The sequence below is a fragment of the Roseburia sp. AF22-2LB genome, assembly GCF_003461125.1.
Lineage (GTDB): Bacteria > Bacillota > Clostridia > Lachnospirales > Lachnospiraceae > Roseburia_C > Roseburia_C amylophila.
The window spans coordinates 33,754-58,432 of the sequence record NZ_QTWM01000003.1 but is presented as its reverse complement, the minus strand read 5'-3'; the positions used below and the strand labels follow the sequence as shown (position 1 = coordinate 58,432).

Annotated in this window: 32 protein-coding genes and 1 other annotated feature; of the genes, 3 read left to right on the top strand and 29 right to left on the bottom strand. The window is 42.0% G+C overall.

Features of this window, described 5'->3' with window-relative positions:
- Positions 1-8: 8 nt before the first annotated feature.
- The 21 genes from rpmD to putP form a co-directional block, all read right to left on the bottom strand.
- Positions 9-188, bottom strand: coding sequence for a 50S ribosomal protein L30 (gene rpmD / locus DWX96_RS05685; protein ID WP_022242773.1), 180 nt, complete (start codon positions 186-188; stop codon positions 9-11).
- A 13-nt stretch (positions 189-201) separates the two neighbouring features.
- Positions 202-711, bottom strand: coding sequence for a 30S ribosomal protein S5 (gene rpsE / locus DWX96_RS05680; protein WP_022242774.1), 510 nt, complete (start codon positions 709-711; stop codon positions 202-204).
- An 18-nt stretch (positions 712-729) separates the two neighbouring features.
- The gene (rplR, locus tag DWX96_RS05675) at positions 730-1,098 is read right to left on the bottom strand and encodes a 50S ribosomal protein L18 (RefSeq protein ID WP_117698351.1); all 369 of its coding nucleotides are present in this window, start codon (positions 1,096-1,098) and stop codon (positions 730-732) included.
- Between the two features lie 18 nt (positions 1,099-1,116).
- The gene (gene rplF / locus DWX96_RS05670; RefSeq protein WP_022242776.1) at positions 1,117-1,656 is read right to left on the bottom strand and encodes a 50S ribosomal protein L6; all 540 of its coding nucleotides are present in this window, start codon (positions 1,654-1,656) and stop codon (positions 1,117-1,119) included.
- A gap of 190 nt (positions 1,657-1,846) precedes the next feature.
- A complete protein-coding gene (gene rpsH / locus DWX96_RS05665; protein WP_117698350.1) occupies positions 1,847-2,251 on the bottom strand; it encodes a 30S ribosomal protein S8 in 405 nt (134 codons plus the stop codon).
- A 115-nt stretch (positions 2,252-2,366) separates the two neighbouring features.
- On the bottom strand, positions 2,367-2,552 hold the full coding sequence (locus DWX96_RS05660) for a type Z 30S ribosomal protein S14 (protein ID WP_022242778.1): 186 nt from the start codon (positions 2,550-2,552) through the stop codon (positions 2,367-2,369).
- A 17-nt stretch (positions 2,553-2,569) separates the two neighbouring features.
- On the bottom strand, positions 2,570-3,109 hold the full coding sequence (rplE, locus tag DWX96_RS05655) for a 50S ribosomal protein L5 (RefSeq protein ID WP_022242779.1): 540 nt from the start codon (positions 3,107-3,109) through the stop codon (positions 2,570-2,572).
- A 24-nt stretch (positions 3,110-3,133) separates the two neighbouring features.
- Positions 3,134-3,445 carry a 50S ribosomal protein L24 gene (gene rplX / locus DWX96_RS05650; RefSeq protein WP_022242780.1) on the bottom strand — a complete coding sequence of 104 codons (312 nt, stop codon included), beginning with the start codon at positions 3,443-3,445 and terminating at the stop codon, positions 3,134-3,136.
- Between the two features lie 13 nt (positions 3,446-3,458).
- Positions 3,459-3,827, bottom strand: a complete 369-nt coding sequence (rplN, locus tag DWX96_RS05645) for a 50S ribosomal protein L14 (protein ID WP_022242781.1) — start codon at positions 3,825-3,827, stop codon at positions 3,459-3,461.
- An 18-nt stretch (positions 3,828-3,845) separates the two neighbouring features.
- Complete coding sequence (gene rpsQ / locus DWX96_RS05640) at positions 3,846-4,103, bottom strand: 30S ribosomal protein S17 (protein WP_022242782.1); 258 nt, start codon at positions 4,101-4,103, stop codon at positions 3,846-3,848.
- Positions 4,104-4,167: 64 nt separating this feature from the next.
- The gene (rpmC, locus tag DWX96_RS05635) at positions 4,168-4,377 is read right to left on the bottom strand and encodes a 50S ribosomal protein L29 (protein ID WP_022242783.1); all 210 of its coding nucleotides are present in this window, start codon (positions 4,375-4,377) and stop codon (positions 4,168-4,170) included.
- Positions 4,367-4,804, bottom strand: coding sequence for a 50S ribosomal protein L16 (rplP, locus tag DWX96_RS05630; protein WP_022242784.1), 438 nt, complete (start codon positions 4,802-4,804; stop codon positions 4,367-4,369). The genes rpmC and rplP overlap by 11 nt, the downstream gene beginning before the upstream one ends.
- Positions 4,804-5,460, bottom strand: a complete 657-nt coding sequence (rpsC, locus tag DWX96_RS05625; protein ID WP_117698349.1) for a 30S ribosomal protein S3 — start codon at positions 5,458-5,460, stop codon at positions 4,804-4,806. Before rpsC ends, rplP begins: the two co-directional genes overlap by 1 nt.
- A gap of 10 nt (positions 5,461-5,470) precedes the next feature.
- Positions 5,471-5,857: a 50S ribosomal protein L22 gene (rplV, locus tag DWX96_RS05620; protein ID WP_022242786.1), complete on the bottom strand. Its 387-nt coding sequence runs from the start codon at positions 5,855-5,857 to the stop codon at positions 5,471-5,473.
- Positions 5,858-5,884: 27 nt separating this feature from the next.
- Positions 5,885-6,166: a 30S ribosomal protein S19 gene (rpsS, locus tag DWX96_RS05615; RefSeq protein ID WP_022242787.1), complete on the bottom strand. Its 282-nt coding sequence runs from the start codon at positions 6,164-6,166 to the stop codon at positions 5,885-5,887.
- Between the two features lie 18 nt (positions 6,167-6,184).
- Entirely contained in the window at positions 6,185-7,027 is an 843-nt protein-coding gene (gene rplB, locus DWX96_RS05610; protein ID WP_022242788.1) for a 50S ribosomal protein L2, read from the bottom strand.
- A gap of 68 nt (positions 7,028-7,095) precedes the next feature.
- Positions 7,096-7,395, bottom strand: coding sequence for a 50S ribosomal protein L23 (gene rplW, locus DWX96_RS05605; RefSeq protein ID WP_022242789.1), 300 nt, complete (start codon positions 7,393-7,395; stop codon positions 7,096-7,098).
- The gene (gene rplD, locus DWX96_RS05600; protein WP_022242790.1) at positions 7,395-8,015 is read right to left on the bottom strand and encodes a 50S ribosomal protein L4; all 621 of its coding nucleotides are present in this window, start codon (positions 8,013-8,015) and stop codon (positions 7,395-7,397) included. The genes rplW and rplD overlap by 1 nt, the downstream gene beginning before the upstream one ends.
- Before the next feature lie 27 nt (positions 8,016-8,042).
- Complete coding sequence (gene rplC / locus DWX96_RS05595) at positions 8,043-8,726, bottom strand: 50S ribosomal protein L3 (RefSeq protein WP_022242791.1); 684 nt, start codon at positions 8,724-8,726, stop codon at positions 8,043-8,045.
- Positions 8,727-8,818: 92 nt separating this feature from the next.
- Positions 8,819-9,130: a 30S ribosomal protein S10 gene (rpsJ, locus tag DWX96_RS05590; RefSeq protein ID WP_117698348.1), complete on the bottom strand. Its 312-nt coding sequence runs from the start codon at positions 9,128-9,130 to the stop codon at positions 8,819-8,821.
- A 410-nt stretch (positions 9,131-9,540) separates the two neighbouring features.
- The gene (gene putP, locus DWX96_RS05585) at positions 9,541-11,112 is read right to left on the bottom strand and encodes a sodium/proline symporter PutP (RefSeq protein WP_118056979.1); all 1,572 of its coding nucleotides are present in this window, start codon (positions 11,110-11,112) and stop codon (positions 9,541-9,543) included.
- A gap of 159 nt (positions 11,113-11,271) precedes the next feature.
- On the opposite strand from putP, the gene DWX96_RS05580 reads away from it, so the two are divergent.
- The 3 genes from DWX96_RS05580 to DWX96_RS05570 all read left to right on the top strand — a co-directional run bounded on the left by DWX96_RS05580 (position 11,272) and on the right by DWX96_RS05570 (position 15,583).
- Positions 11,272-12,090 (top strand): hypothetical protein, encoded by an 819-nt coding sequence (locus tag DWX96_RS05580; RefSeq protein WP_118056978.1) that lies wholly within the window; start codon positions 11,272-11,274, stop codon positions 12,088-12,090.
- A gap of 409 nt (positions 12,091-12,499) precedes the next feature.
- Complete coding sequence (locus tag DWX96_RS05575) at positions 12,500-13,195, top strand: zinc ribbon domain-containing protein (RefSeq protein ID WP_118056977.1); 696 nt, start codon at positions 12,500-12,502, stop codon at positions 13,193-13,195.
- A gap of 76 nt (positions 13,196-13,271) precedes the next feature.
- Positions 13,272-13,502, top strand: a binding site (T-box leader).
- 86 nt (positions 13,503-13,588) lie between these two features.
- Complete coding sequence (locus tag DWX96_RS05570) at positions 13,589-15,583, top strand: 2-isopropylmalate synthase (RefSeq protein WP_118056976.1); 1,995 nt, start codon at positions 13,589-13,591, stop codon at positions 15,581-15,583.
- 174 nt (positions 15,584-15,757) lie between these two features.
- On the opposite strand, the gene DWX96_RS05565 is transcribed toward DWX96_RS05570, so the two are convergent.
- The 8 genes from DWX96_RS05565 to DWX96_RS05530 form a co-directional block, all read right to left on the bottom strand.
- On the bottom strand, positions 15,758-16,783 hold the full coding sequence (locus DWX96_RS05565) for a LacI family DNA-binding transcriptional regulator (RefSeq protein ID WP_117947381.1): 1,026 nt from the start codon (positions 16,781-16,783) through the stop codon (positions 15,758-15,760).
- 66 nt (positions 16,784-16,849) lie between these two features.
- Positions 16,850-18,658 (bottom strand): glycoside hydrolase family 13 protein, encoded by a 1,809-nt coding sequence (locus tag DWX96_RS05560; protein ID WP_118056975.1) that lies wholly within the window; start codon positions 18,656-18,658, stop codon positions 16,850-16,852.
- Positions 18,659-18,675: 17 nt separating this feature from the next.
- The gene (locus DWX96_RS05555; protein ID WP_117698341.1) at positions 18,676-19,518 is read right to left on the bottom strand and encodes a sugar ABC transporter permease; all 843 of its coding nucleotides are present in this window, start codon (positions 19,516-19,518) and stop codon (positions 18,676-18,678) included.
- A gap of 1 nt (position 19,519) precedes the next feature.
- On the bottom strand, positions 19,520-20,419 hold the full coding sequence (locus tag DWX96_RS05550) for a carbohydrate ABC transporter permease (RefSeq protein WP_117947383.1): 900 nt from the start codon (positions 20,417-20,419) through the stop codon (positions 19,520-19,522).
- A gap of 4 nt (positions 20,420-20,423) precedes the next feature.
- Positions 20,424-21,650, bottom strand: coding sequence for an extracellular solute-binding protein (locus tag DWX96_RS05545; RefSeq protein ID WP_147337967.1), 1,227 nt, complete (start codon positions 21,648-21,650; stop codon positions 20,424-20,426).
- A gap of 56 nt (positions 21,651-21,706) precedes the next feature.
- Positions 21,707-22,870, bottom strand: a complete 1,164-nt coding sequence (locus tag DWX96_RS05540) for a starch-binding protein (protein ID WP_158561818.1) — start codon at positions 22,868-22,870, stop codon at positions 21,707-21,709.
- A 337-nt stretch (positions 22,871-23,207) separates the two neighbouring features.
- Entirely contained in the window at positions 23,208-24,110 is a 903-nt protein-coding gene (locus tag DWX96_RS05535; RefSeq protein ID WP_118056973.1) for a TraX family protein, read from the bottom strand.
- A 119-nt stretch (positions 24,111-24,229) separates the two neighbouring features.
- Complete coding sequence (locus DWX96_RS05530; RefSeq protein ID WP_118056972.1) at positions 24,230-24,661, bottom strand: hypothetical protein; 432 nt, start codon at positions 24,659-24,661, stop codon at positions 24,230-24,232.
- Positions 24,662-24,679: the final 18 nt, after the last annotated feature.

Here is a 24,679-nt window from a genome sequence, read left to right as displayed (position 1 = left end):
CTCTATAATTAGATTTCTTCTACTTTCACTAAATGTCTTACCTGCTGAATCATTCCTCTAACAGCTTTGTTATCCGGACGTTCAACTGATGCGCCAATTTTCTTAAGACCTAATGCTTCTACTGTCTTTTTATTCTTTGGCACTGCACCGATAGTAGATTTTACGAGTGTAATTTTTAAATTTGCCATTTCTTATTCCTCCTTAACCTACTACTTCTTCTACAGATAATCCACGAAGTTTTGCAACTTCTTCCGGGGATTTCAGTTTGCTTAAAGCATCGATAGTAGCAAGTACTACGTTCTGCTTATTATTGGAACCAAGAGATTTTGTACGAATATTCTCGATTCCTGCCAGCTCACATACGTTACGAGCCGGACCGCCTGCGATAACACCGGTACCTTCTGGAGCTCTCTTTAATAAAACAGATGCACCAGTATGTTTTCCGCTGATATCATGAGTAATACTATTGTTCTCATCTAATTTTACAGTGATAAGTTTTTTCATAGCATCTTCTTTTCCTTTGCGGATTGCTTCAGGAATTTCAGTTGCTTTTCCAAGTCCTGCGCCCACATGACCATTGCCGTCACCAACAACAACAAGAGCTGTGAAACGCATGTTACGTCCACCTTTTACAACTTTCGTAACGCGCTTGATTGATACCACTTTTTCTGTTAATTCTAATTGACTAGCATCAATAATTGTACGTTTCATGTACTGTTTTCCTCCTTATTAGAATTCTAATCCAGCTTCTCTTGCTGCGTCAGCTAATGCTTTTACTTTTCCGGAATATATGAAACCGCCTCTATCAAAGACAACTGTTGTAATACCTTTTTCTAATGCTTTCTTTGCAATTGCAGTACCAACCTGTGCTGCTGCATCAACGTTATTAGTCTTCTCGCAAGCTGCTTTTACATCTTTATCCATTGTAGATGCTGCTACGAGGGTATTGCCAACTGTATCGTCAATAATCTGAGCGTACATATGATTATTACTTCTAAACACAGCTAAACGTGGTCTCTCTGCTGTTCCAGCCAGGCGATTACGCAGTCTTCTATGTTTATTTTCACGAGCTGCTGTTCTTGATTCTTTATTAACCATCTCTCGTCACTCCTTTAATTATTTCTTACCAGTTTTACCAACTTTACGTCTAATAACTTCATCAGCATATTTGATACCTTTTCCTTTGTAAGGTTCAGGTCTTCTCTTATCTCTGATTTCAGCTGCGTACTGGCCAACTTTTTCTTTATCGATACCTTTGATGATAATCTTGTTACCATCTACTGTAGACTCTAATCCTTCTGGATCTTCCATCTCTACCGGATGAGAATATCCAAGGTTTAATGTAAGTTTCTTTCCTGCTTTAGATGCTCTGTAACCTACACCATTTACTTCAAGTTCTTTGGTAAATCCATCTGTTACACCAACAACCATGTTGTGAATCAGTGTTCTTGTTAATCCGTGTAAGGATTTCATTTTCTTCAAATCATTTGGTCTTGTAACGGTTACTTCAGAACCTTCTACTTTGATTTCCATCTCGGATGGTAATACTCTGCTTAATGTTCCTTTTGGACCCTTTACAGTCACCTGATTATTTTCTGCTAATTCCACAGTAACACCTGCTGGAATTGCGATTGGCATTCTTCCAATTCGTGACATGCCCGTACCTCCTGTATAATTTGTGGTTTATTGTTACCTGCGCTATGCCTTAAGAATATACTCTTAAGGTAGTTCTGCTCGCTAACTTCGCGCTGCACCCCAAAGGGCTTGCGCTCAGTAATCTCACAGAACGGCTTTCACACTAGCCTCAATCTTCGCCTGCGGCTCGATTTCATCAAGTGTTCAATGCCTACCAAACAAATGCTAATACTTCGCCACCAACCTGAAGCTTTCTAGCCTCTTTGTCAGTGATGATTCCCTGGTTTGTGGAAAGAATTGCGATTCCAAGTCCACCAAGTACCTTAGGAAGATTATCTTTACCAGCGTATACACGAAGTCCTGGTTTAGAAATTCTCTTCAGTCCGGTAATAATCTTTTCATTCTTATCTGCACCATATTTTAAGGTTACACGAATGGTCTTAAAGATTCCATCTTCAATGATGTCATATTTTGCAATGTATCCTTCTCTTACTAAAATGTCTGCGATTGCCACTTTGATTTTAGAAGCCGGGATATCAACTGTATCATGTTTTGCAGTGTTTGCATTACGGATTCTTGTAAGCATATCTGCAATTGGATCACTTGTCATTGTCATGATGTGTCTGCCTCCTATTATTCTTCTCTTTCTTTGTTGTAGATGTTCTCCGTCAAGTTCGACCTACACCACAAGGGCTTCGGTCTCACTCAATTTAAGAGAATGGCTTTACAGCCTACCAGCTTGCTTTCTTTACACCCGGAATCTGACCTTTGTAAGCCAGTTCACGGAAGCAAACTCTACAGATTCCATATTTTCTTAAATATGCATGTGGACGACCACAGATTCTGCAACGATTGTATTCTCTAGAAGAGAATTTCTGTTTACGCTGCTGTTTTACTTTCATAGAAGTCTTTGCCATTTAAATTCCCTCCTGTCTTATTTAGCGAATGGCATATTGAATAATGTCAATAATTCGCGTGCTTCTTCGTCTGTCTTTGCAGTTGTTACGAAAATAATATCCATTCCTCTTACTTTATCAACCTTATCGAATTCAATTTCAGGGAAAATGATCTGCTCTTTGATACCAAGAGCGTAGTTACCTCTACCGTCGAAAGCGTTCGGATTAACTCCTCTGAAGTCACGTACTCGTGGTAAAGCTAAGTTTACCAGACGGTCTACGAACTCATACATCTTCTCGCCTCTTAAAGTAACTTTACATCCGATCGGCATTCCTTCTCTTAACTTGAAGTTAGCGATGGAATTCTTTGCCTTTGTAGTAACTGGTTTCTGACCGGAAATTGTTTCCATATCTTTCATAGCTGACTCTAAGATTTTAGCGTTTTCTTTTGCTTCACCAACACCCATGTTGATAACAATCTTAGAAAGCTTTGGTACTTCCATAATGTTTTTATAGCCGAACTTTTTGGTCATTGCATCAATGATCTCGTTCTGGTACTGATCTTTAAGTCTACTCAACTTGCTGCTCCTCCTCTCTTACGATTAATCGATTACATCACCTGTAGATTTTGCATAACGTACTTTCTTATCTCCATCCATTTTGAAACCTACACGGGTAGCTTTTCCTTTGTGAAGATACATTACGTTAGAAGCATCAATAGGTCCTTCCTGATGGATGATTCCACCCTGCTGGTTAGCCATGCTTGGTTTTGCATGTTTTGTTACCATATTGATACCTTCAACAAGTAAAGTATTGTTTTTCTTATTTACAGCAATTACTTTGCCTTCTTTGTCTTTGTCTTTTCCAGCGATTACCTTTACAGTATCACCTTTTTTAATTTTCAAGCTTGCCATTTTCGGGTACCTCCTACAATACTTCCGGAGCCAGAGAAACAATTTTCATAAACTGTTTTTCACGAAGCTCTCTTGCTACTGGTCCAAAAATACGAGTTCCTCTTGGGGTTTTATCATCTTTGATAATAACTGCAGCGTTTTCATCGAATTTGATATAAGAGCCATCTTTACGACGAGCACCTTTTACTGTACGAACAACGACTGCCTTTACAACGTCACCTTTTTTAACAACGCCGCCTGGTGTTGCATCTTTAACAGTAGCTGTAATTACATCACCAATATTTGCATATCTTCTGGTTGAACCGCCCATAACACGGATGCACAGCAATTCTTTTGCTCCAGTGTTATCAGCAACCTTAAGTCTGGTTTCCTGTTGTACCATGCCGGTAGCCTCCTTCTATTATTTTGCTCTTTCCATAATCTCTACAAGTCTCCATCTCTTATCTTTAGAGAGTGGTCTTGTTTCCATTACTCTGACGGTATCACCGATTTTACACTCGTTGTTCTCATCATGAGCTTTTAATTTGTATGTCTTCTTTACGATCTTGTTATATAATGCATGTCTTACGTTATCTTTAACAGCAACAACAATGGTCTTATCCATTTTATCACTTACAACAACGCCTACACGTGTTTTTCTAAGATTTCTTTCTTCCACGACGAATCTCCTTTCATTTATGATTGCCTGTTTGCCTGCTTAAGCAGGTATGATTCTTTTGAAATTATTCAGCAACTTTTTCTTTCTGAGTAATAACGGTCTGGATTCTGGCAATATTCTTTCTAACTTCTTTGATTCTGCTCGTGTTATCCAGCTGATTTGTTGCGTTCTGGAATCTCAAATTGAAAAGTTCTTTTTTAGCTTCAACCAACTGCATTTTTAAATCAGCAGCGGACTGTGTGTTTAATTCTTCTAAATATTTACTAGTTTTCATTTGATTCACCGCCTTCTAAGTCTGCACGAGAAACCACTTTGCATTTACAAGGTAATTTGTGTGTAGCAAGACGTAATGCCTCTTTTGCAACCTCATCAGATACATCAGAGATTTCAAATAATACACGTCCTGGTTTTACTACAGCTACCCAGTACTCTAAAGTTCCTTTTCCGGAACCCATACGGGTTTCTGCTGGTTTTGCAGTTACTGGTTTGTCTGGGAAAATTTTAATCCAGACACGGCCACCACGCTTGATATATCTTGTCATAGCAATACGGGCTGCCTCAATCTGATTGGAACGAATCCAGCATGGTTCAAGTGCTACGATACCGTAGGAACCATTTGTAATTTTATTTCCTCTCATCGCTTTTCCGGCCATAGAACCACGGAACTGTTTACGATGTTTTACTCTCTTAGGCATTAACATTACTGAACTCCTCCTTCCTTATTTCCTTTTGTAGGAAGTACTTCTCCTTTATAAATCCAAACTTTAACACCGACTTTACCGTATGTGGTGTCTGCTTCAGCAAATCCATACTCGATATCTGCTCTTAATGTCTGAAGTGGAATAGTTCCTTCTGAATAGAACTCGGTACGAGCCATATCAGCTCCGCCAAGACGTCCGGATACGGATGCCTTAATACCCTTTGCTCCAGCTTTCATACATCTTCCCATGCAGGATTTCATCGCTCTACGGAAGGAAACACGGTTCTCTAACTGAAGTGCAATGTTCTCAGCTACTAACTGAGCATCTTTGTCTGGTCTCTTTACTTCTTTGATATCTACAACAAGTTTCTTGTCTGTAAATTTCTGTAATTCAGCTTTTACTTTCTCGATTTCAGCTCCGCCTTTACCGATTACAACGCCCGGCTTAGCTGTGTAAAGGATAACCTTTACTCTGTCGGATGCTCTTTCGATTTCAATCTTAGAAACACCTGCAGCATATAATTTCTTTTTCAGAAATGTTCTGATGTTATAGTCTTCTACTAAGAAATCAGCAAAATCAGATTCTGCGTACCATTTGGAATCCCAGTCTTTGATAACGCCGACTCTTAAGCCATGAGGATTAACCTTCTGTCCCATGTTTGCCCTCCTATCTTTCATTCAGCACAATTGTTAAGTGGCTTGTTCTCTTCTCGATTCTGTAAGCTCTACCCTGTGCTCTTGGTCTGATTCTCTTCATTGTTGGTCCTTTGTTTGCGTAGCACTCCTCAACATAAAGGTTTTCTGTGCTCATTCCGTTATTGTTCTCTGCATTTGCAATAGCAGATTTTAATAACTTCTCTATTACGCTTGATGCGTATCTTGGATTGTAAGTTACAATCGCAAGTGCTGTCTCAACATCTTTACCGCGGATAGCATCTAATACGAAACAAGCTTTCTGAACTGACATTCTTGCATAAGACAACTTTGCGGAAGGTCTAGTATCTTTTACTGCATTTCTTTCTCTCTTAATCTGACTTCTATGTCCTTTTGCCATGAGTGAAACCTCCTTTCAAAATTCTATTTATCTAACGCCTGATTTCTTCTCGTCTTTTCCATGGCCTCTGTAAGTTCTTGTTGCTACGAACTCACCGAGTTTGTGTCCAACCATATCCTCTGTGACATATACAGGAACATGTTTTCTTCCGTCATGAACAGCAATTGTATGTCCAACGAAGGATGGGAAAATTGTGGAACGACGTGACCATGTCTTGATAACTGATTTATCATTTGCTGCGTTCATAGCATCTACTTTTTTCAGTAAGCTTTCGTCTGCAAATGGTCCTTTTTTAAGTGATCTTGCCATTTTATTTCCTCCTATCTACTATTTAATAGCTCTGCCGTCTCTTCTTCTTACGATTAACTTGTTAGAAGCTTTTTTCTTCTTACGTGTCTTAAGTCCAAGAGCAGGTTTGCCCCAAGGTGTACATGGACCTGGACGTCCAACTGGTGCCTTACCTTCTCCACCACCATGTGGATGGTCATTCGGGTTCATAACAGAACCGCGGACTGTCGGGCGGATACCCATGTGACGTTTACGTCCTGCTTTACCGATATTTACAAGGTTGTGGTCACCGTTACCGATTACACCAATGGATGCACGGCAGTTCAGAGGAACCATTCTCATTTCTCCTGAAGGAAGACGAAGTGTTGCGTATTTTCCTTCTTTAGCCATCAACTGTGCGCTGTTACCTGCAGAACGTACTAACTGTCCGCCCTTGCCAGCGTATAACTCAATGTTGTGTACCTGGGTACCTACCGGGATGTTCTCCAGTGGTAAGCAGTTTCCAACTCTTACTTCTGCTTCTGCTCCGTTCATAACAGTCATTCCGTCTGTTAATCCTTCTGGAGCAAGGATATATGCTTTCTCGCCATCTGCATAACTGATTAAAGCGATGTTAGCTGTTCTGTTTGGATCGTACTCGATTCCGATTACAGTTGCCGGGATACCATCTTTTCTTCTCTTGAAGTCGATGATTCTGTATTTTCTTCTGTTTCCACCACCCTGGTGTCTTACTGTGATTTTACCCTGATTGTTACGACCGGAGTTCTTCTTTAAAGAAGTTGTAAGGGATTTCTCAGGAGTCTTCTTTGTGATTTCAGAGAAATCAGATCCAGTCATATTTCTTCTGGAAGGTGTATATGGGTTGTATGTCTTAATTCCCATTGTTTTTCTCCTTTCAATAAATAAGTTTATTATCGCACTTTTCTGTGCCTAGCTGAGTTTCCCGGATTTTACAGTCCGGAGAAAATCTCGATATCTGCACTATCTTCTGTTAACTGAACGATAGCTTTCTTTGTTTTCGCAGTTTTTCCAACTACAGCACCACGTCTTTTGTTCTTGCCTTCCTGGTTCATTGTGTTAACCTTGGCAACCTTAGCGCCTTCGAACATTTTCTCAACTGCTTCTTTGATCATGGTTTTGTTAGCTTCCGGATGTACTAAGAAAGTATATTTCTTTTCTCCCATAGCTGCCATACTCTTCTCAGTTACTACTGGTTTGAGGATTACATCATAATACTGTACGTTTGCCATTATGCATACACCTCCTCGATTTTTTCAACAGCAGCCTTTGTTGCTACTACTGTGTCATATTTCAATACATCAAATACGTTCATTTCGCTGGTCTGTGTTGTCTTAACAGTTGCAATGTTTGCAGCGGATTTGATTACGTTTGTATCCATATCGCCTAAAATAACTAATGCTTTGTCTGCTTTCAGATTGTTCATAACCTCTGCGAATTTCTTTGTTTTGATTTCGTCTAATTTCAGCTCATCAACAACGATGAATTTATTCTCCTGAACTTTAGATGTTAAAACAGATTTTAAAGCTGCTCTCTTTTCTTTCTTGTTTAATTTGAAAGAATAGTCTCTTGGTACTGGAGCGAATACTGTACCACCGCCAGTCCACTGTGGAGATCTTGTTGAACCCTGTCTTGCATGACCAGTTCCTTTCTGTCTCCAAGGTTTTCTTCCGCCACCGGATACTTCAGAACGTGTCTTAGCTTTCTGAGTTCCCTGACGATTGTTAGCTAACTGCTGAACTACTGCCATGTGTACCAGATGTTCGTTAATTTCTACACCGAATACAGCATCGTTTAAGTCCATATTGCCAACTTCTTTGCCTTCCATATTATAAACAGATACTTTAGCCATCTGTGTGTTCCTCCTTTCTTAAATGCACTATTTTGCTGCTTTTACTGATTCTTTGATTGTTACTAAAGCTTTCTTAGGTCCTGGAACAGCACCTTTGATTAAAAGCAGGTTGTTCTCTGCGTCTACTCTTACAACTTCAAGGTTCTGAGTTGTAATCTTAACGCTTCCCATATGTCCTGGCATTCCTTTGCCCTTGAATACACGGCTAGGTGTAGAACAGGAACCATTGGAACCCTGATGACGATGGAATTTAGAACCGTGAGCCATAGGTCCTCTATGCTGACCAAGTCTCTTAATAGCGCCCTGGAATCCTTTACCTTTAGAAATTGCAGTTGCGTCTACATGATCGCCTTCTGCAAAGATATCTGCTTTGATTTCATCTGCAAGATTATAATCAGCTGCATTTTCAAGCTTGAACTCTCTTACAAATCTCTTTCCAGACACACCAGCTTTTTTGAAATGTCCCATTTCAGCTTTGTTTACGCCATGTCTGTTTCTGATTTCTTTCTTACCGTTGGCATCTTTGTTTACAACTTTTTCTTTCTTGTCAACAAAACCAACCTGTACTGCACTGTATCCGTCGTTTTCAACAGTTTTAATCTGTGTTACTACACAAGGACCAGCCTGTAATACAGTTACCGGCACTAATACGCCGTCTGCATTGAAGATTTGAGTCATTCCGACTTTTGTTGCTAAAATTGCTTTCTTCATTATCTTTCCTCCTGTTTTTTCTACAGCGGAACGGTTTCCCGTTCATCCTAGAAAGCCTTGCGGCCCCTCAGGATTTACTACTTGTTTTGACTTTATTTCATTTTGATATCGATGTAGACACCAGCCGGCATTTCTAATCTTGATAATGCATCAACTGTTTTCTGTGTCGGAGCAATGATATCAATCAGTCTCTTATGAGTTCTCTGCTCGAACTGTTCTCTGGAATCTTTGTACTTGTGTACTGCTCTAAGAATGGTAACTACCTCTTTCTTAGTTGGCAGCGGCACCGGTCCGCTCACCTGTGATCCGTTTTTCTTTACAGTCTCGATGATTTTTTTTGCTGATGAATCTACTAATTCGTGATCATAAGCTTTCAATGTGATTCTCATTACTTGACTTGCCATAAAAAAAGTCGCCTCCTTTTCGCACTTTAATTCAGTACGACAAGCGGTGACTGTACACTTCTCCGTGTGTGTCATAAGCTTTACACACGTTGTTTCTACCTCTGTAGACCATATTCGTGATACAGTGACTTGTCGCCAGTTTCCTAACTTGACATTCGCTCCACGGAAAACCTGCCACAGTGGGCAGCAACCTCACGCTTCTACGCTATCAATGTCACAGCAAGGATTAGTATACACGACAGGTTACGCTTTTGCAATACTTTTTTTAGAAAAATTGTATTTTTTTGTGTACAATCCATTTCCTATCTTTTTTACGGTATTTTTCACTTCTGCCTTGTTTTTTCATTATAAAAAGCTGTTTACTTGCCGGCATCCTTTTGCCATTGCAAATAAACAGCTTTTCTTTTCTATTATAATTCTATGCTCTTGTCAGCAACATCTGCAAATTCTTTCTGCATTTCCTCGCTTGGTGCTTTGGTGCAAAGACTCACAATTACGATACAGATTAAACTTAAGAAGAATCCTACCAGAAGGGAATAGATTCCGGTTCCGGTTCCAAGTGTTACCATGGCACCGTCTGCGTTTTTCATCAAAGGAATATAATCCCAGATGATAACTGTCAGACCGCCGGATATAATTCCTGCAATTGCTCCCGGTTTGTTCGTACGCTTCCAGAACAGGGATAATACTACCAGTGGTCCAAATGCGGCGCCAAAGCCTGCCCATGCATTGGATACCAGTCCCATGATGGAGTTGTTCGGATTCAGTGCAATGATATAAGCAATAATCGCAACTACCACTACGGTAATACGGCTGACCATAAGGACCTTTTTATCACTTGCTTCTTTATTTACTACACCTTTGTATATATCTTCTGATACGGAAGATGCGGTTACTAAAAGCTGTGAATCTGCAGTAGACATAATTGCTGCAAGGATTCCGCACAGGAAGATTCCTGCAACAAACGGCAATGCATACTGCTTCGTAAACAAATGTGTAATCATATTAATGAATACATTTTCCGCAGAATCTGCCCCGGCGCTTCCAAGCACTTCCGGATACAGGTACGCTCTTCCAACCACACCGATGATGCAGGCAAAGGTTAAGGATAATGCTACCCAGACAATTGCAATACCTTTGGATTTCTTTAATTCTTTCTGGCTCTTTACCGCCATAAATCTAGTCAGGATATGAGGCATTCCGCAATATCCCAATCCCCATGCGAGCTGCGAAATAATATCGATGGCACGATATGGCTCTCCACCATTCTGCCAGAGGCTCATATAGGAATCGCTTCCTCCCGCTACTCCGCTGGCATCTAAAAGTTCTCTTAATCCGCCATTGCCACTTACCACCGCATATGCCATCAGAGGCACTGCAAGAAGCGCAACCAGCATCAGCATTCCCTGGATAAAGTCTGTTACACATACTGCCATAAAACCTCCCATGAAGGTATACAGTAAAATAACAACTGCACCGATGGTTAAAGCTACGGTATAATCAACACCGGTTACTGCATGGAACAATTTTCCGCCTGCTGCAAATGCAGATGCAGTATATACCAGGAAGAATACGACTATTACTATAGAAGAAATACACAACAACACATTCTTCTTATCATGGAAACGATTCTGGAAATACTCCGGTAAAGTCAGGGAGTTATTGGCACGGATGGTATATCTGCGCAGTCTTCCGGAAATAAATATCCAGTTGCAGACCGTTCCAATAAACAGTCCAATAGCAATCCATGCCTGACCGGTTCCAAATGCATATACCGCACCCGGAAGTCCCATCAGAAGCCATCCGCTCATATCAGATGCCTGTGCACTTAATGCTGCCACCCAGCCGCTTAAGCCTCTTCCTCCAAGAAAATAATCTTCTGAATTCTTTGTACTTTTCATATATTTCGCACCTATGGCAATCATCACACCCATATATACCACAAATGCTGCAAGAATCCACAGCACGTTACTGTTAAACATAAAATGTCCTCCTCTTAAATTACTTAATATTTAGAATAGCAATTGTTTGTTTTGTTGTAAAGTCTTATTTTATTTTGCCGATATTATTTATATAGTAGATTCTCATAAACGGCATATGTGAAAATGGATTTTCACAGAACTTTTCAAGGAGGAAAAGATATGAATCTCAAACTCGAAAATTCACTTGTGGTTCTTTCCCAACGGAAAAAGGAACAAGGACTTCCGCAGCGTCCCACCAAAAAAGAACGGAACCAGGAGCTGACCCGGGAGGAACGCCTGTTACAGCATTATCAGGAACAGATTTCCCAGATGCATGAAAGTAATTTCCAGCAGGAGCTTCAGGCAAAATTAGATTCCGGTCAGGAATTAACTCCGGAGGAAGAACAGTATTTAGAAAAAGTCAATCCGGATGCCCTAAAAGAACATGAAAAGCTAAAGGAAGAAGTGGCAGCTTACCGTAAACAGCTTCAAAACTGCCGTACCAAAAAGGACGTTGAGAAGCTAAAACTCTATAAAATGGGGCAGTTTATGTCTGAGGTTAAGACGGTTTCCAATGACCCCCACATTCCAAAAGCCAAGAAAAAGGCTATGTTAGAGCAGATTTTAAAGCGTACCTATGCCATTGAAAAAGAACACAATGATTATACCAAGACGCCGGAATATCAGACAAAACCGGACAAAGAGCCTTACGAAGATGTAAGTCCAGCCGATAAGGACAAAAGTTCTGCCGATTCAACCGATGCAACGACATCCGATTCTACCGATAATGCAGAAATCTCTTCCGGTTCAGATTCTGCCGAAGAGTCTGTGGGTGCAGCGGATGATGGCTCAGATAAGCACACTGCCAATTTGGTCAAAGCAGAGCATGACGATAAGTCTGGTGAAGAACCTGTCACTGCTCAGTCTGTACGACGCGAAATTAATATCCATCTTTCCGGGCTACGCAAAAAAGCAGCTCATATTGATGCCAGCGTGTAAGGCAGATGGGGATTTCTTCTTATTTTATTGTTTACAGATATCAGGAAAACAGATAGAATGATATGATATAGGTGATTCGATGATATTTTTAAGGTTTTTGAGAGAAAGATGATTTCATTCACCAAAACTGAATACTACATAAGAGCTGCAAAGAGCACTACGAATTTCGATTTATCTTCTGTTTTATCTGGCAACCGCCGCAAATTCGCATCCATGCTCATCTGCGGCTCGCCGGTACATCCATGTACCAGCGTTGCCTGTTATCAGACGAAATTCAAGTGCTTCTGGCAGCTCTTATTATGTATTTACATTTTGGTGAATCAAATCATATCTTTCTGTCAACGACCTGAATACAATACATCTGCATTACCTTATATAATATAATGAATACAAAAGGGGGAGACATTTTATGCAATGTCAATCATGCGGAACACAATATCCAGATAACTTTAGAACCTGCCCGAACTGCGGTGCACCGGCTCCAATGCCAAACCAGCGTCCATACAACGGACAGCCAAATCCTTATAATGGACAGCCCCAATTTAATAACGCTCAGCAGAACCCTTATAATGGACAGCCTCAGTTTAACAATGCTCAGCAGAACCCTTATAATGGACAGCCTCAGTTTAACAATGCTCAGCAGAACCCTTATAATGGACAGCCTCAGTTTAACAATGCTCAGCAATATCCTTATGGCAATCCATACGCTGCACCGAATCAGGTTCCACAGGGAATGAGTAAACACGATTTCTATCATTCTCCACTCTGCAAGAAATACAGAGGAAATATTATTGCTTCTTCTGTTATCATTTATATATGTGTAGGAATTAATCTGCTTCTTATTGCTTTTTTACATAATTATACCTCACTGATTGATGCTGCAATTATGCTCGGACTCGGACTTGCTATTCATCTTGCGCAGAGCCGTGTATGCTCCATTTTACTTTGTGTCTATGGCGTCATTAATACCATTTTCGTATTCCTTTCGTCGGGAGAGTTTGGCGGATGGCTGATTCTTGTGGCAGCAATTTATGCTATTGTGGCAACTTTCCAGTATCAGGGTGCTTGGAATAAATATAGCAAGAGTGGTCAGATTCCTTATTAAAATATATCAATATAAGTGATTAAATTTAATCATACACAAATGTACTTTTTTGTGTTAGTATTACCAAAGACATTTGAAAAAGGCTATGAAAAGGAATAGTAACTGTCAGGAATTCTCTCAGAAAGCCGCCGGTTGATGCAAGACGGCAGAAGGAATACAGTGAACTCGCCTTGAAGCTGCCGGCTGAACCCTATAGTAGGTCGCGACGGACTCCCACCGTTACCCGGGAATAGCATGATAGTGCTAATGAGTGCATGTAACAACATGAAACAGAGTGGTACCGCGAAGGTTTTCTTTCGTCTCTATGATTCATCTTCGAATGATAGAGACGGAAGATTTTTTTTACGCAGGTTACGCTGCAACATAATCAGAATATTTTTTTGGAGGTTCAATATGAAAGGATACGAAAAATATCAGCGTGCATATTTTATGCCGCCTGAATGTACTTATGACTGGGTAAAGAAGGATTATATCGACAATCCGCCTATCTGGTGCTCCGTTGATTTACGTGATGGCAACCAGGCTCTGATTGAGCCGATGAGCTTAGAGGAAAAGCTGCAGTTCTTTGAAATGCTGGTTAAAATCGGTTTCAAAGAAATTGAAGTTGGTTTCCCTGCTGCTTCCGAGACAGAATACAACTTTATGCGCGCCTTAATCGACCGCAATATGATTCCGGACGATGTTACCGTCCAGGTTCTGACCCAGGCAAGAGAGCATATCATCAAGAAAACCTTTGAAGCGGTAAAAGGTGCTCCGCACGCAGTCATTCATCTTTACAATTCTACCTCTGTTGCACAGCGTGAGCAGGTATTTAAAAAGAGCAAAGAGGAAGTAAAACAGATTGCCATTGACGGGGCAAAGCTTTTGAATAAACTGGCTTCTGAGACCGAAGGAAACTTCTCCTTTGAATACAGCCCGGAAAGTTTCCCGGGAACTGAAGTGGACTATGCCGTGGAAGTCTGCAACGCAGTACTTGATGTATGGCAGCCAAAGGCTTCTAATAAAGCAATCATTAATATTCCAACCACTGTTGAAAATGCAATGCCGCATGTATTTGCCACTCAGGTAGAATACATTCACAAGCATTTGAAATATCGTGATGCCGTAACACTTTCCCTGCATCCACACAATGACCGTGGCTGCGGTGTCTGTGACGCAGAGCTTGGTATTCTTGCCGGAGCCGACCGTATCGAAGGAACTCTTTTCGGTAATGGTGAGCGTACCGGTAATGTAGATATCATCACTCTTGCCATGAACATGTTCTCACACGGCGTTGATCCGAAGCTTAACTTCTCCAACCTGCCTGCAATCCGTGAGAAATATGAAAATTTTACCAGAATGCACGTTTACGAACGTCAGCCATATGCCGGTGATCTGGTATTTACCGCTTTCTCCGGTTCCCATCAGGATGCCATTGCCAAAGGTATGGCATGGCGTGAAGAGAAAAAGCTCAACGAGTGGTCTGTCCCTTATCTTCCGGTTGACCCAATGGATGTGGGCAGAACTTACGATTCTGACGTTATCCGTATCAACAGCCAGTCCGGTAAAGGTGGCGTAAACTACATTTTGAAACAGAACTTTGGCATTTCTCTGCCAGAGAAAATGCGTGAGGAAGTCGGCTATCTGGTAAAACATGTTTCCGATGAAGAGCACAAAGAGCTGTCTCCACAGTGGGTATATGAAATCTTTGAAGATAAGTATGTAAAACGCCAGCCTTACTTCCAGATCGAAGAATGCCACTTCAAACAGGTGGATGGTATTATGGCAGAAGCTGCGATTGTTCATGGTGGGCAGAACCGCCTGGTAAGCGCCAACGGAAATGGCCGTCTGGATGCTGTCAGCAACATTATCAAACAGTACTTCGGCATCAGCTATGAGCTGTCCATATACGAAGAACACGCTTTGAGCCATGGTTCCTCTTCCAAGGCTATGTCCTATGTAGGAATCACCTGCTATGGTCAGATGTACTGGGGTGTTGGTATCGACGACGATATCATCAAATCCTCTATCAGCGCACTGGTTGTTGCAGTAAATCAGGTTCCTTCCATAAAATCCAGTGTTGAGATTCAGGATAAGCGCTTAATGGAAATGAAGAATTACATTCAGACAAACTACCAGACCGTCACCTTAGAGGATATGGCAAAACAGTTCCACCTCTCTGAGCCGTACATTTCCAAATATATTAAGGAAAAATCCGGTCAAACATTCGTTGAACTGGTTCAGGGTGTCCGCATGAAAAAAGCAAGAACTCTTTTAAAGAACGGAAATATGACTGTTGAAAACATTGCATACTCCGTGGGTTATCAGAATGTAGAGCATTTCAACCGCCTCTTTAAAAAGAAATACGAGATGACACCGGTACAGTACCGCAATTCCTGTAGTAAATAAATCCTGATTTAAGAATTTAATCAAAGAAACACGCTTAGACCTTGTACTAAAAAAGTACTCGGACTAAGCGTTTTTTCGTAGTTTCTATCTTCCCGGCAAACTGTTATTTCCAACCGGCCATCGGGTCTGATTAACTGCCGTATCTGATTGCAGCGATATCAGTCAGCTACGATATCAGGTCGACTGCCTTACAATCAATGTCGGGATTGTAATATAAGACTGGGCATACAGATTCGGTTTTCTGATTTTCTGGAGGATGTATTTTCCCGCCTGTATTCCCATGTCATACATATCAATATTTACTACGGTCAGCTGCGGCTTCAATATCTGTGAAAATGGATAATCATCAAAAGTAATGACCCTGATATCCGAAGGTATCTCTATTCCGGCATGATGTAATGCATTGACGCAGCCATAGGCAATGTAATTGTTGGCACAGATAATGCCATCCGGTCTTACTTTATTGGAAAGAATCTCTTTGGTCATCTCATATCCACTGTCACATTGGGATTCCCCTCGCTGCACATAATCTTTCGGCACCAGCACATCATGCTCATTCAGAACCGACAACACGCCGTCCAGACGGTGCATGGAAATCTTATCCTCTTCCGTTCCGCCAATAAATGCAAGGGACTGGCAGCCCTGCTCCAGCAGATGTTTCGCTGCCAGTTCACCCGCCAGGCGGTTATCAATATCAATCCAGCAGAAATGGCTGGTAAAGTTAGGATTGCCAATCACCAGATGGGGAATGGATTCCTGAAAAATCATTTCATCCAGTTCTTTAGAAATAACAGCCGCATGAATGATATAGCCGTCTGCCGCCTTCTCTTCTGCTGCTTTGTGGATATAATCCCTCGCTTCTACAGATGACATATTCTTTATTACAAGGCTATAGCCTTTTTCCGTTAAGACATGCTCCATCCCACACACCATTTCAAACATATGCGGGTTGGCAAATCCTGCATTCTTCCCCAGCGAGGTCACAAAGACAATGGTCTTTGTAGACTGTGTGACAAAATTTCTCGCGCGGAGGTTCGGATGGTAATCCAGTTCCTGCATGACCTTTTTCACCCGGTCTATGGTCTCCTGAGAAATGGAATAAGAGCCGTTCATAACCTTTGAGACCGTTGCCGTAGACACTCCCGCCTGCTTTGCCACATCCTTAATCGTAACCGCCATTTTCTGTCCTTTCTGCGCCAAAATAATTTTCCGCCATCATATCTGCATGCTATTGCCCGATATCCTGTTACCATGCAATGCGTGCTATCACTCTTCCACTCTGCCTTTCATTATTACATAACCGTAGCCGTCTAATTTGCTTCCCAGCAGTCCATGCACCAACAGAATCTCACTCTGTCCACTGCCCGACTCTGCCAGAAATGCTGCAACGTCCATCGGTTCTTCATTCCTGTTTATCATAACACGAATCCGTTCTGTGTCACTATATCTTTCATAAATATAGAACCCGCCTTTTTTCTGGGTATAAACCGTGCGGAAATCACCTCTTCGCAGCAGTTCTTCATGCAGGCGCAACCGAATCAGGCTTTGCATAAAGTCAAAAAGAGTATCGCCCGAATTCTGTTCACCAGATTTTTCCCGGAGTCCCTTTTCTTCCATTGTTTTTGCTTTGCATGCCTTTTTCCATGGCATTGCCTGCCGATAGTCCGCCTCTTCAATTCCAGTTACGCCAAGCTCATCACCATAGAAAATGGATGGCATACCCGGAAATGTCATCTGGAAAATCAGTGCCAGCCGGTACTGCCATTCATTTTCATTGCAAAGGGAATAGAACCGGCTCACATCATGGCTGTCTAAAAGGTTTAACTGTGCAAATACCGTCTGTTCCCGGTAACGCATCCGCATATTCGTAACCCGGCTGTCAAATGCTGCACTGCTGATACTCTCTTCTCCAAAGAAGCGTTTACAGTGTTTCCGGAAATCATAATTCATCGTTGAATCAAATATGGTTCCATCCAGCCAGTGATTGGCAGTCTCCCAGACTTCACCAATTAAGATTGCCTCCGGATTGGCTTCTTTTACCTCCCGGTAGAATCTGCGCCACAATGCATCATTAATCTCACTTGCCACATCTAACCGCCAGCCATCTGTGTGAAATTCTTCCACCCAGTATCTCCCTACTTTGCAGATAAAATCTGCTACTTCCGGGTTTGCCGTATCAAGCTTTGGCATCATCCGCTCGTAACCGAAGCACTCGTAATTCGGATACTCCTCCGGGTCTTCGGGGCGGATAACCGGGAATTGCAATCCATAGAACCAGTCCTTTTTATCGGATGCTTCGCCTTTCTGCACCACATCCTCAAATGCCGGGAAATGCCAGCCGCAATGGTTAAATACGCCATCAATAATCACCCGGATTCCGTTGGCATGGAAGGTGTCCACCAGCTCTTTAAAATCATCATTTGTTCCAAAGCATGGGTCAATGTGAAAATAATCCAGCAAATCATATTTATGATATTCGCCTGCTGCAAATATCGGATTAATGTAGATGGCATTGACGCCAAGGTTTTTCAGGTAATCCACATTTTCGGTAATGCCCTTAAGACAGCCTCCCAGCTTTCCTCTTACCACATTTCCTTCAAAGGCGGCTTCTGTTGGCTTGCCGCTGATATACGTTTTTCCTGTAGCAAAGCTGTCCGGAAAAATGTTGTAAATAACGGCATCCTTCGCCCACTCCGGCGGTCTTACAATGTCTGCTCTGTGATTAAAAGGAAGCTGGTAATATTCGGAGCGGTCATCCACCAGTTTTGCACTGAAGCAGTCTCCGTAATAATAGATTTCTTCCGTCCCACTTTCCAGCCTGAAATAATAGCACAGCCGCTTATAGGGGCGCACCAGCTTCACCTCATAATAGTCAAATAATTCACTGCCTGCCACCACATGCATTTCTGCTTCCGTGAAAATTACCGGTGTCAGGCGGCATGCCCGGTCTCCGAAATACAACCTGCAGCGTTTGATATCATCTTTGGCTGTACGGAGCCGGATTGTCACATGCTCTTCGTCTGTTCCATATGCATACTGTGACATGGGTATATGTAAAATTGCACTTTTGTTCATTCTCTGTCCAGCCTTTCTTAACCTTTTACACCTCCGGAGGTCAGTCCGGTTGTCATATTTTTCTGAAGTGCAAAGAACACAATCAGAATTGGTATCGATACCACAATGGACGCTGCCGCAAATATCGGCCAGCTTCCGCTCATTTCCGTTGCCTGCAGGGAATATAAGCCTGCTGCTAACGTATAGGTATCGGAACCTGTCATAAAATTAATTGCAAAAATGTATTCATTCCATACATAGATAAGCACCATCATGGCTGTTACTGCGATGGTCGGCTTTGCAAGCGGCAGTACGATTCTCGTCACAAGCTGCACCGGTGTTGTACCGTCAATCATTGCCGCCTCTTCAATTTCTACCGGAATCGTGTCAAAATATCCTTTCATATTCCACAGGGCAAATACTGCCATGGTTCCCGTGTATACAATAATCAGACCTGTTCTGGTATTAATCAGTCCCATGGGTGACAGCAGCTTATACAGCGCCGTCATGGAAAGCAGGGATGGAAATGCATAGAGCAGTATCAGTGTCCGAAGGATTGCTTTTCTGCCCGGAAATTCCTTTCTGGAGAAAACATATGCCGCCGGAATTCCTGTTCCAAGGGAAATTCCAAGGGTTACTACTGCTAATATCAGACTGTTTTTCAGCCACAGCATAATGGGTTTTTCCGTAAATACTGCTTTATAATTTGCCAGGGTGAAATGTTTCGGAAGGAAAGAAAAATTTGTACTCAATAAGCTGTTATCCGCATTTAGGGACACGGAAAATGCATACAATACCGGCACCAATACCACAAAGCAAAGCAGGATAAGAAAGATATTTGCAAAGACGAGTCCAATATTTTCTCTGGTTCGTTTCTTCATGTTAGTCCGTCTCCTCCTTTGGCTTCATATTGGTCAGCACAGAAAATACAATCAGAATGACAAATATTATCATGGAAATTGCAGAACTGTAGCCGTAATTGTTCGTTATAAATGCCTTTTCATAGGCATAGGTCAGGATTGTCTGCAGATTCGAACCGGTCTTGGCACCCACCTGCTGTGTCAGCAGGAACAGGATATCAAACTGCTTAAAGGTGGTAAATGTTGTAATTACAACCGATGGTGCAATGATTGGCTTAATCATCGGAATCGTAATATACCACATTTTTTGTAACCAGGTTGCTCCGTCCAAAACAGCACTTTCGTAAAAGCTCTTTTCAATACTCTGCAATGCACCGTCCATAATCGTTATCATAAATGGAAGTGCCAGCCAGAGGTTTACGGTGGTACAGCATAAAAATGCCATACCATCGCTGCCCAGCCATTTTACCGGCCCGATGTTGTACTTTGCCAGCCACTGATTGAGCAAACCGAACTGGGAGTTAAACATTCCTGTTTTCCACAGAAGAATGGATACATAACCCGGCATTGCCCAGGGGAAAATCAGCAGCGTCTTATATAGATTTCTCAGGCGGAGCCGCTTTAGGTTCAGCAGATTTGCCAGCAAGAATGCTATGATAAGCTGCAACACCATGTTTATAATTGTCCATAAAATCGTTACCAGAAATGCCTGTATAAAGCCATTATCCAGCACCAGCAGGGCATCCTTATAATTTTTCAGTCCAATCAGTTCATAATTATTCCAGTGATACACATTCATATTGGTCAGTGAAATGTACCCGGTATACAGGATTGGAAAGATTACGATGAGCAAAATCAGTATCAGGGATGGTGCCGACCAGGAATAGGCAAACAGGATTTCTTTTTTCTTATTTTTCTTCAATTTGTTACCTCATACTTTCAATCAACTGCAACGCCTCCTGCTGCGCCGCCTCTGCACTTTCTGTCACATCTTTTCCACTCATGTTGACATCGGTTAAAAGATTACCAACCACCGTCCACATTACATCCATTTCCGGAATATTCGGCATCGGTACTGCATGTTCTGCGGTATCGTGCATTGCCATAACCACTTCATCTGATGTGATTTCATCCATTTCATAGCAGCTTTCCATCGCCGGTGCACAGCCGCTTGCTTTTGCAAGATCCACCTCTACTTCCGGATCCATCAGGGCACGAAGTACTTTTTCTACCGCATCCTTCTTATTTTCTGCAGCATTTTTCAGCACATGAATTCCCTGCACTCCCATATATGGAGAAATCGGATTTCCGGTCTCGTCAATTACCGGCATTGCTGCCACACCAACGTCCATTCCGCTTTCTCTTACGGTTGGCACCAGCCAAGGCCCTGCAATGGTAGAATGTGCCATACCTTCTTTAAACAGGGTATTTACCGTTGCATACTCCGTCTCGCCCGGCATCAAATCCACAAATTTCTTGTGATATTCCAGGGCTGCAATGGTTTCTTTGGAATCCAGCCCCGGTGTGCCATCAGCTGAGAGAATCGTACCGTTAAAGCCATTGATCCAGCCTGCTGCATAGTATGGCGTACTGTGCTGTTCCACAAAGCCATAATGTCCGCCGGCAGTGTTATTCTGCATATACTGATACAGTTCTTCCGTAGTCTGCGGCACTTCATCATCCTTCATATAAAGCCGGTTATACATGAATAACAAAGTCTCGTAATAGACAGGAAGCTGATAGATTTCTCCCTTGTAGGTTGCTGCCTCTAAGGTATTATCCATATATACATCCAGCTCCTCTTCCGGGATAATGTCTGTAATCGGTGCAAGAATGTCCATCTCTGCATATACTCCAATTTTATCATGGGCAAAGAAATACATATCCGGTGCTGCTTTCGGGTCACTTCCCACCATCTTAAGGCTTTCTGTCAAATCACTTTTCTTCTCCAGCACAACATGTACATCCGGTTCCAGTTCCTCCAGTTTCTTCTGAAGGACTTCCGCCACTGCATCTTCTTTATCATGCCAGATTGTTATGGTAGTCTTATCCGTCTCTGACACGCTGTTTCCACCACAGCCGCTTAACAATCCTGCTGCCATGGTAAGTGTAAGTGCCATTGACATCAATTTACTTCTAACTCTTCTTCTCACTTCTGTCCTCCTGTCTTTTACTTGTGACTTTTTCTTGTTTCTTATTTATTTAATCTTTATTTATTTTTTGCATTTTTCTTTGCTACAACCACTATAATTACAACTACTGCAGCAATAACCACAATGCCGATTACAATCGGAGCAGTATTGTTGCTTCCTGCTTCTGCTGTCTCTGCCGGAGCTTCGGTTGCCGGTTCTGCTGCCACATCTACCTGTGGCTCTTCATAGCTTACTTCAAAGTTATCGGCATCTTTTACCACAAGCCAGATATCCTTTCCTGTATCCACAGAAATATCACTGGTCTGAACACTTCCTTCATTTCCATTGACAATAATGGAATTTACCCAGCCCGGTACTTCTTTTATGAGCCATCCATTTTCGCCTTCTTCTAAGGCTTCGCCCGGCCAGGATGCAAATGCATTGGTTCCGTCCGGTGCCGACCATGCCCAAAGGCAAGGTGCATCCCAGTCAGACGGTGTGATTACATGTACGGTTATATTTGCTACCTCTGCTTTATCCGGGTCTGTATAACTAAAATCTGCTTTTCCGTCTGCATCTACTGTTACCCAGACTTCTGCGGCATCAATAGAAATGTCATCGGTCTGAACGCTTCCTTCGTTGGCATTGACAATGATAGAATTTACCCAGATTGGAGCTTTGGCGGTATACCAGCCGTTGTCATCCTGCTTCATTTCCATGCCCGGCCATGCTTCAAATGCGTTAGTTCCATCCGGTGCTGACCATGCCCAGAGGCAAGGATTTTCCCAGCCTGCATCTACTTTTGCATGGATTGCAAATTTCTCCACATATTCCGGTGTCTCACCGGTGGTCTGCTTGTCATAGGTTACTTCTGCATTATCTGCATCTGTTACGGTAATCCAGCAGTCTTTTTCTCCATCCAGTACCTGCTCTGCAGTCTGGACATTTCCATCATTGGCATTTACAATCACATGATTTACCCAGGTTGGAACCCAGATGTAATACCAGCCTTCATTTGCGCTGTCTGCTTCCATCTCTTCGCCCGGCCACGCCTCAAATGCATTATTTCCATCATCATCCCATGCCCAGACACATGGATTTTCCCAGTCCTGCGGCACCTGTACATATACTGCTTTCTTTGCATCCGTTGCTTCGTCTGCTTTTATTGTCTGCGGTATCATGGCTATCGTCAATACTGCCATAAAGCAAAATGCAATTATTTTTTTCATCACTTTACTCATAAACATTCCTCCTATACATCCTTCATCAGTATCTTCCAAAACAATCTGCGCGCTTTTTGTTTGATAAGCTGATTATATTTCACCCGAAATTGTCGGTCAATTCTTATTTAGGTAATCGTTTTCCCTTATTTTATGGTGGTTTTTACTAATTTGTTTTGGTTTTTTTGTAGATGTTTCACAGTGATTTCTTATCAATGTGCACAAAGAGGAAATTTTTGTGAATTATTAACGAAACAGTTTCCCTGTTGTTTCCTTAGCAGATACCGGAAAATGTAAGAAATACGCTTTGCGAATTTCTCGCAAAAAAGGTATACCGGCAGCAGCCGATATACCTTTCTTATTTATAATAACTTATGCCATACAATACCAGAAATTGCAGCGGATATGCCGCATAAAACAGCCATTTAAGGCTTTTGCCACGCTCTCCGTTGCACGCCAGCATAATTGGCAATGCGCCTATCATCATCCATTGATAGAACTCCGTAAGTAGGGATAAATCCGATGTTCCAAGAGGAATACCCACAAACGAACTGCCAAAATATATGACATCCGCTAATTTATGATAGCCCCAAAAAGAAAACCTGCTCATAATCCGATACAGAATATCTCCCTGACACATAAACATATATGCCCCACAGAACAGGATATAATGCAGCGCAAGCTTCCCCTTTTTCTCTACTGCACAATACAGCCATATTCCCAGCACAATAAAGAACACGCCGCCTTCCGCATCCCAGATTCCACCCAGTAGTGGGAAAATATAATTTGTCCGCAAGACTGTTTGCAACAGTGCATTACCGCGCCATACGTAATCAAACGCCTCTGCCAGAATTGCAAGTCCCATTACCATAGCCTGCCAGAAGATATATATTCCAATGTATGTAAAAAACTTTTTCTTCTCTTTCCGGCTTTCCCATATACAGATAAGCACTCCCGCACAAAACAGGGTTGTAAATATATTATGATTTTTCGGTTGATACGCCACATAGTCCAGTTTTCTCTGCAGCATACACATAATCTGATTAAAAAATACCATTCCGACATTCGCCAGATACAGGCGCAACAGATATTTCTTTCGATTTCTTGTATGACGGAACCCCACCGCCAGTGCATAGAAAAACAGCGGTGCTGCTAATCTTCCCAGCCACCGAAACCATATAGGCGAGTCCGGAAAGAACTCGCCTATATGGTCCATCAGCATCAAGATTAATGCTATGATTTTGATTGTGAATATGTTCATTTTTCATCCTCTGATATACCGATTTTACCGTCGATATAAATATTGCTCATGCCTCTCGTGCTTTTCTCCCGTATTTTCTGTTCATTCTTATATCTCGAAATAACTTTCTCCCTTTGTTGCTAATAGGTGACTGTACTGCTATATGTTGTTATTGTTTCACCATTCACAGTATAAACTGCACGCACACGATAATTTCCTCTTGTGCCAGCGACGTAACTCTTGGACAAAACCAAATCATAACCTGTTGTTGAATCAAACCAGCTTGTTACATCCGACCATCTTGTACCGGACTGTCTCTGTAATGTCATGGTAACTGATATGGATGCTTTTGCTTTTGCATACACAGCCGCATGTGCCTTAAACATAGAGCCATCCAGCCTTAATCCCGTATTATAGGATGAAATATTGGCATATCTTGCTTCTGCGATTCTGTCCACACAGCTATCCAAATCTGCACCATACACTATCGCACTGCTGCTTGCCATACATATACAAAGGCATAGCGTGCAAAAAATACCCAGGATTTTCTTTTTTAATGTTTTTCTTTCCATTACAAAACCTCCTTTCCA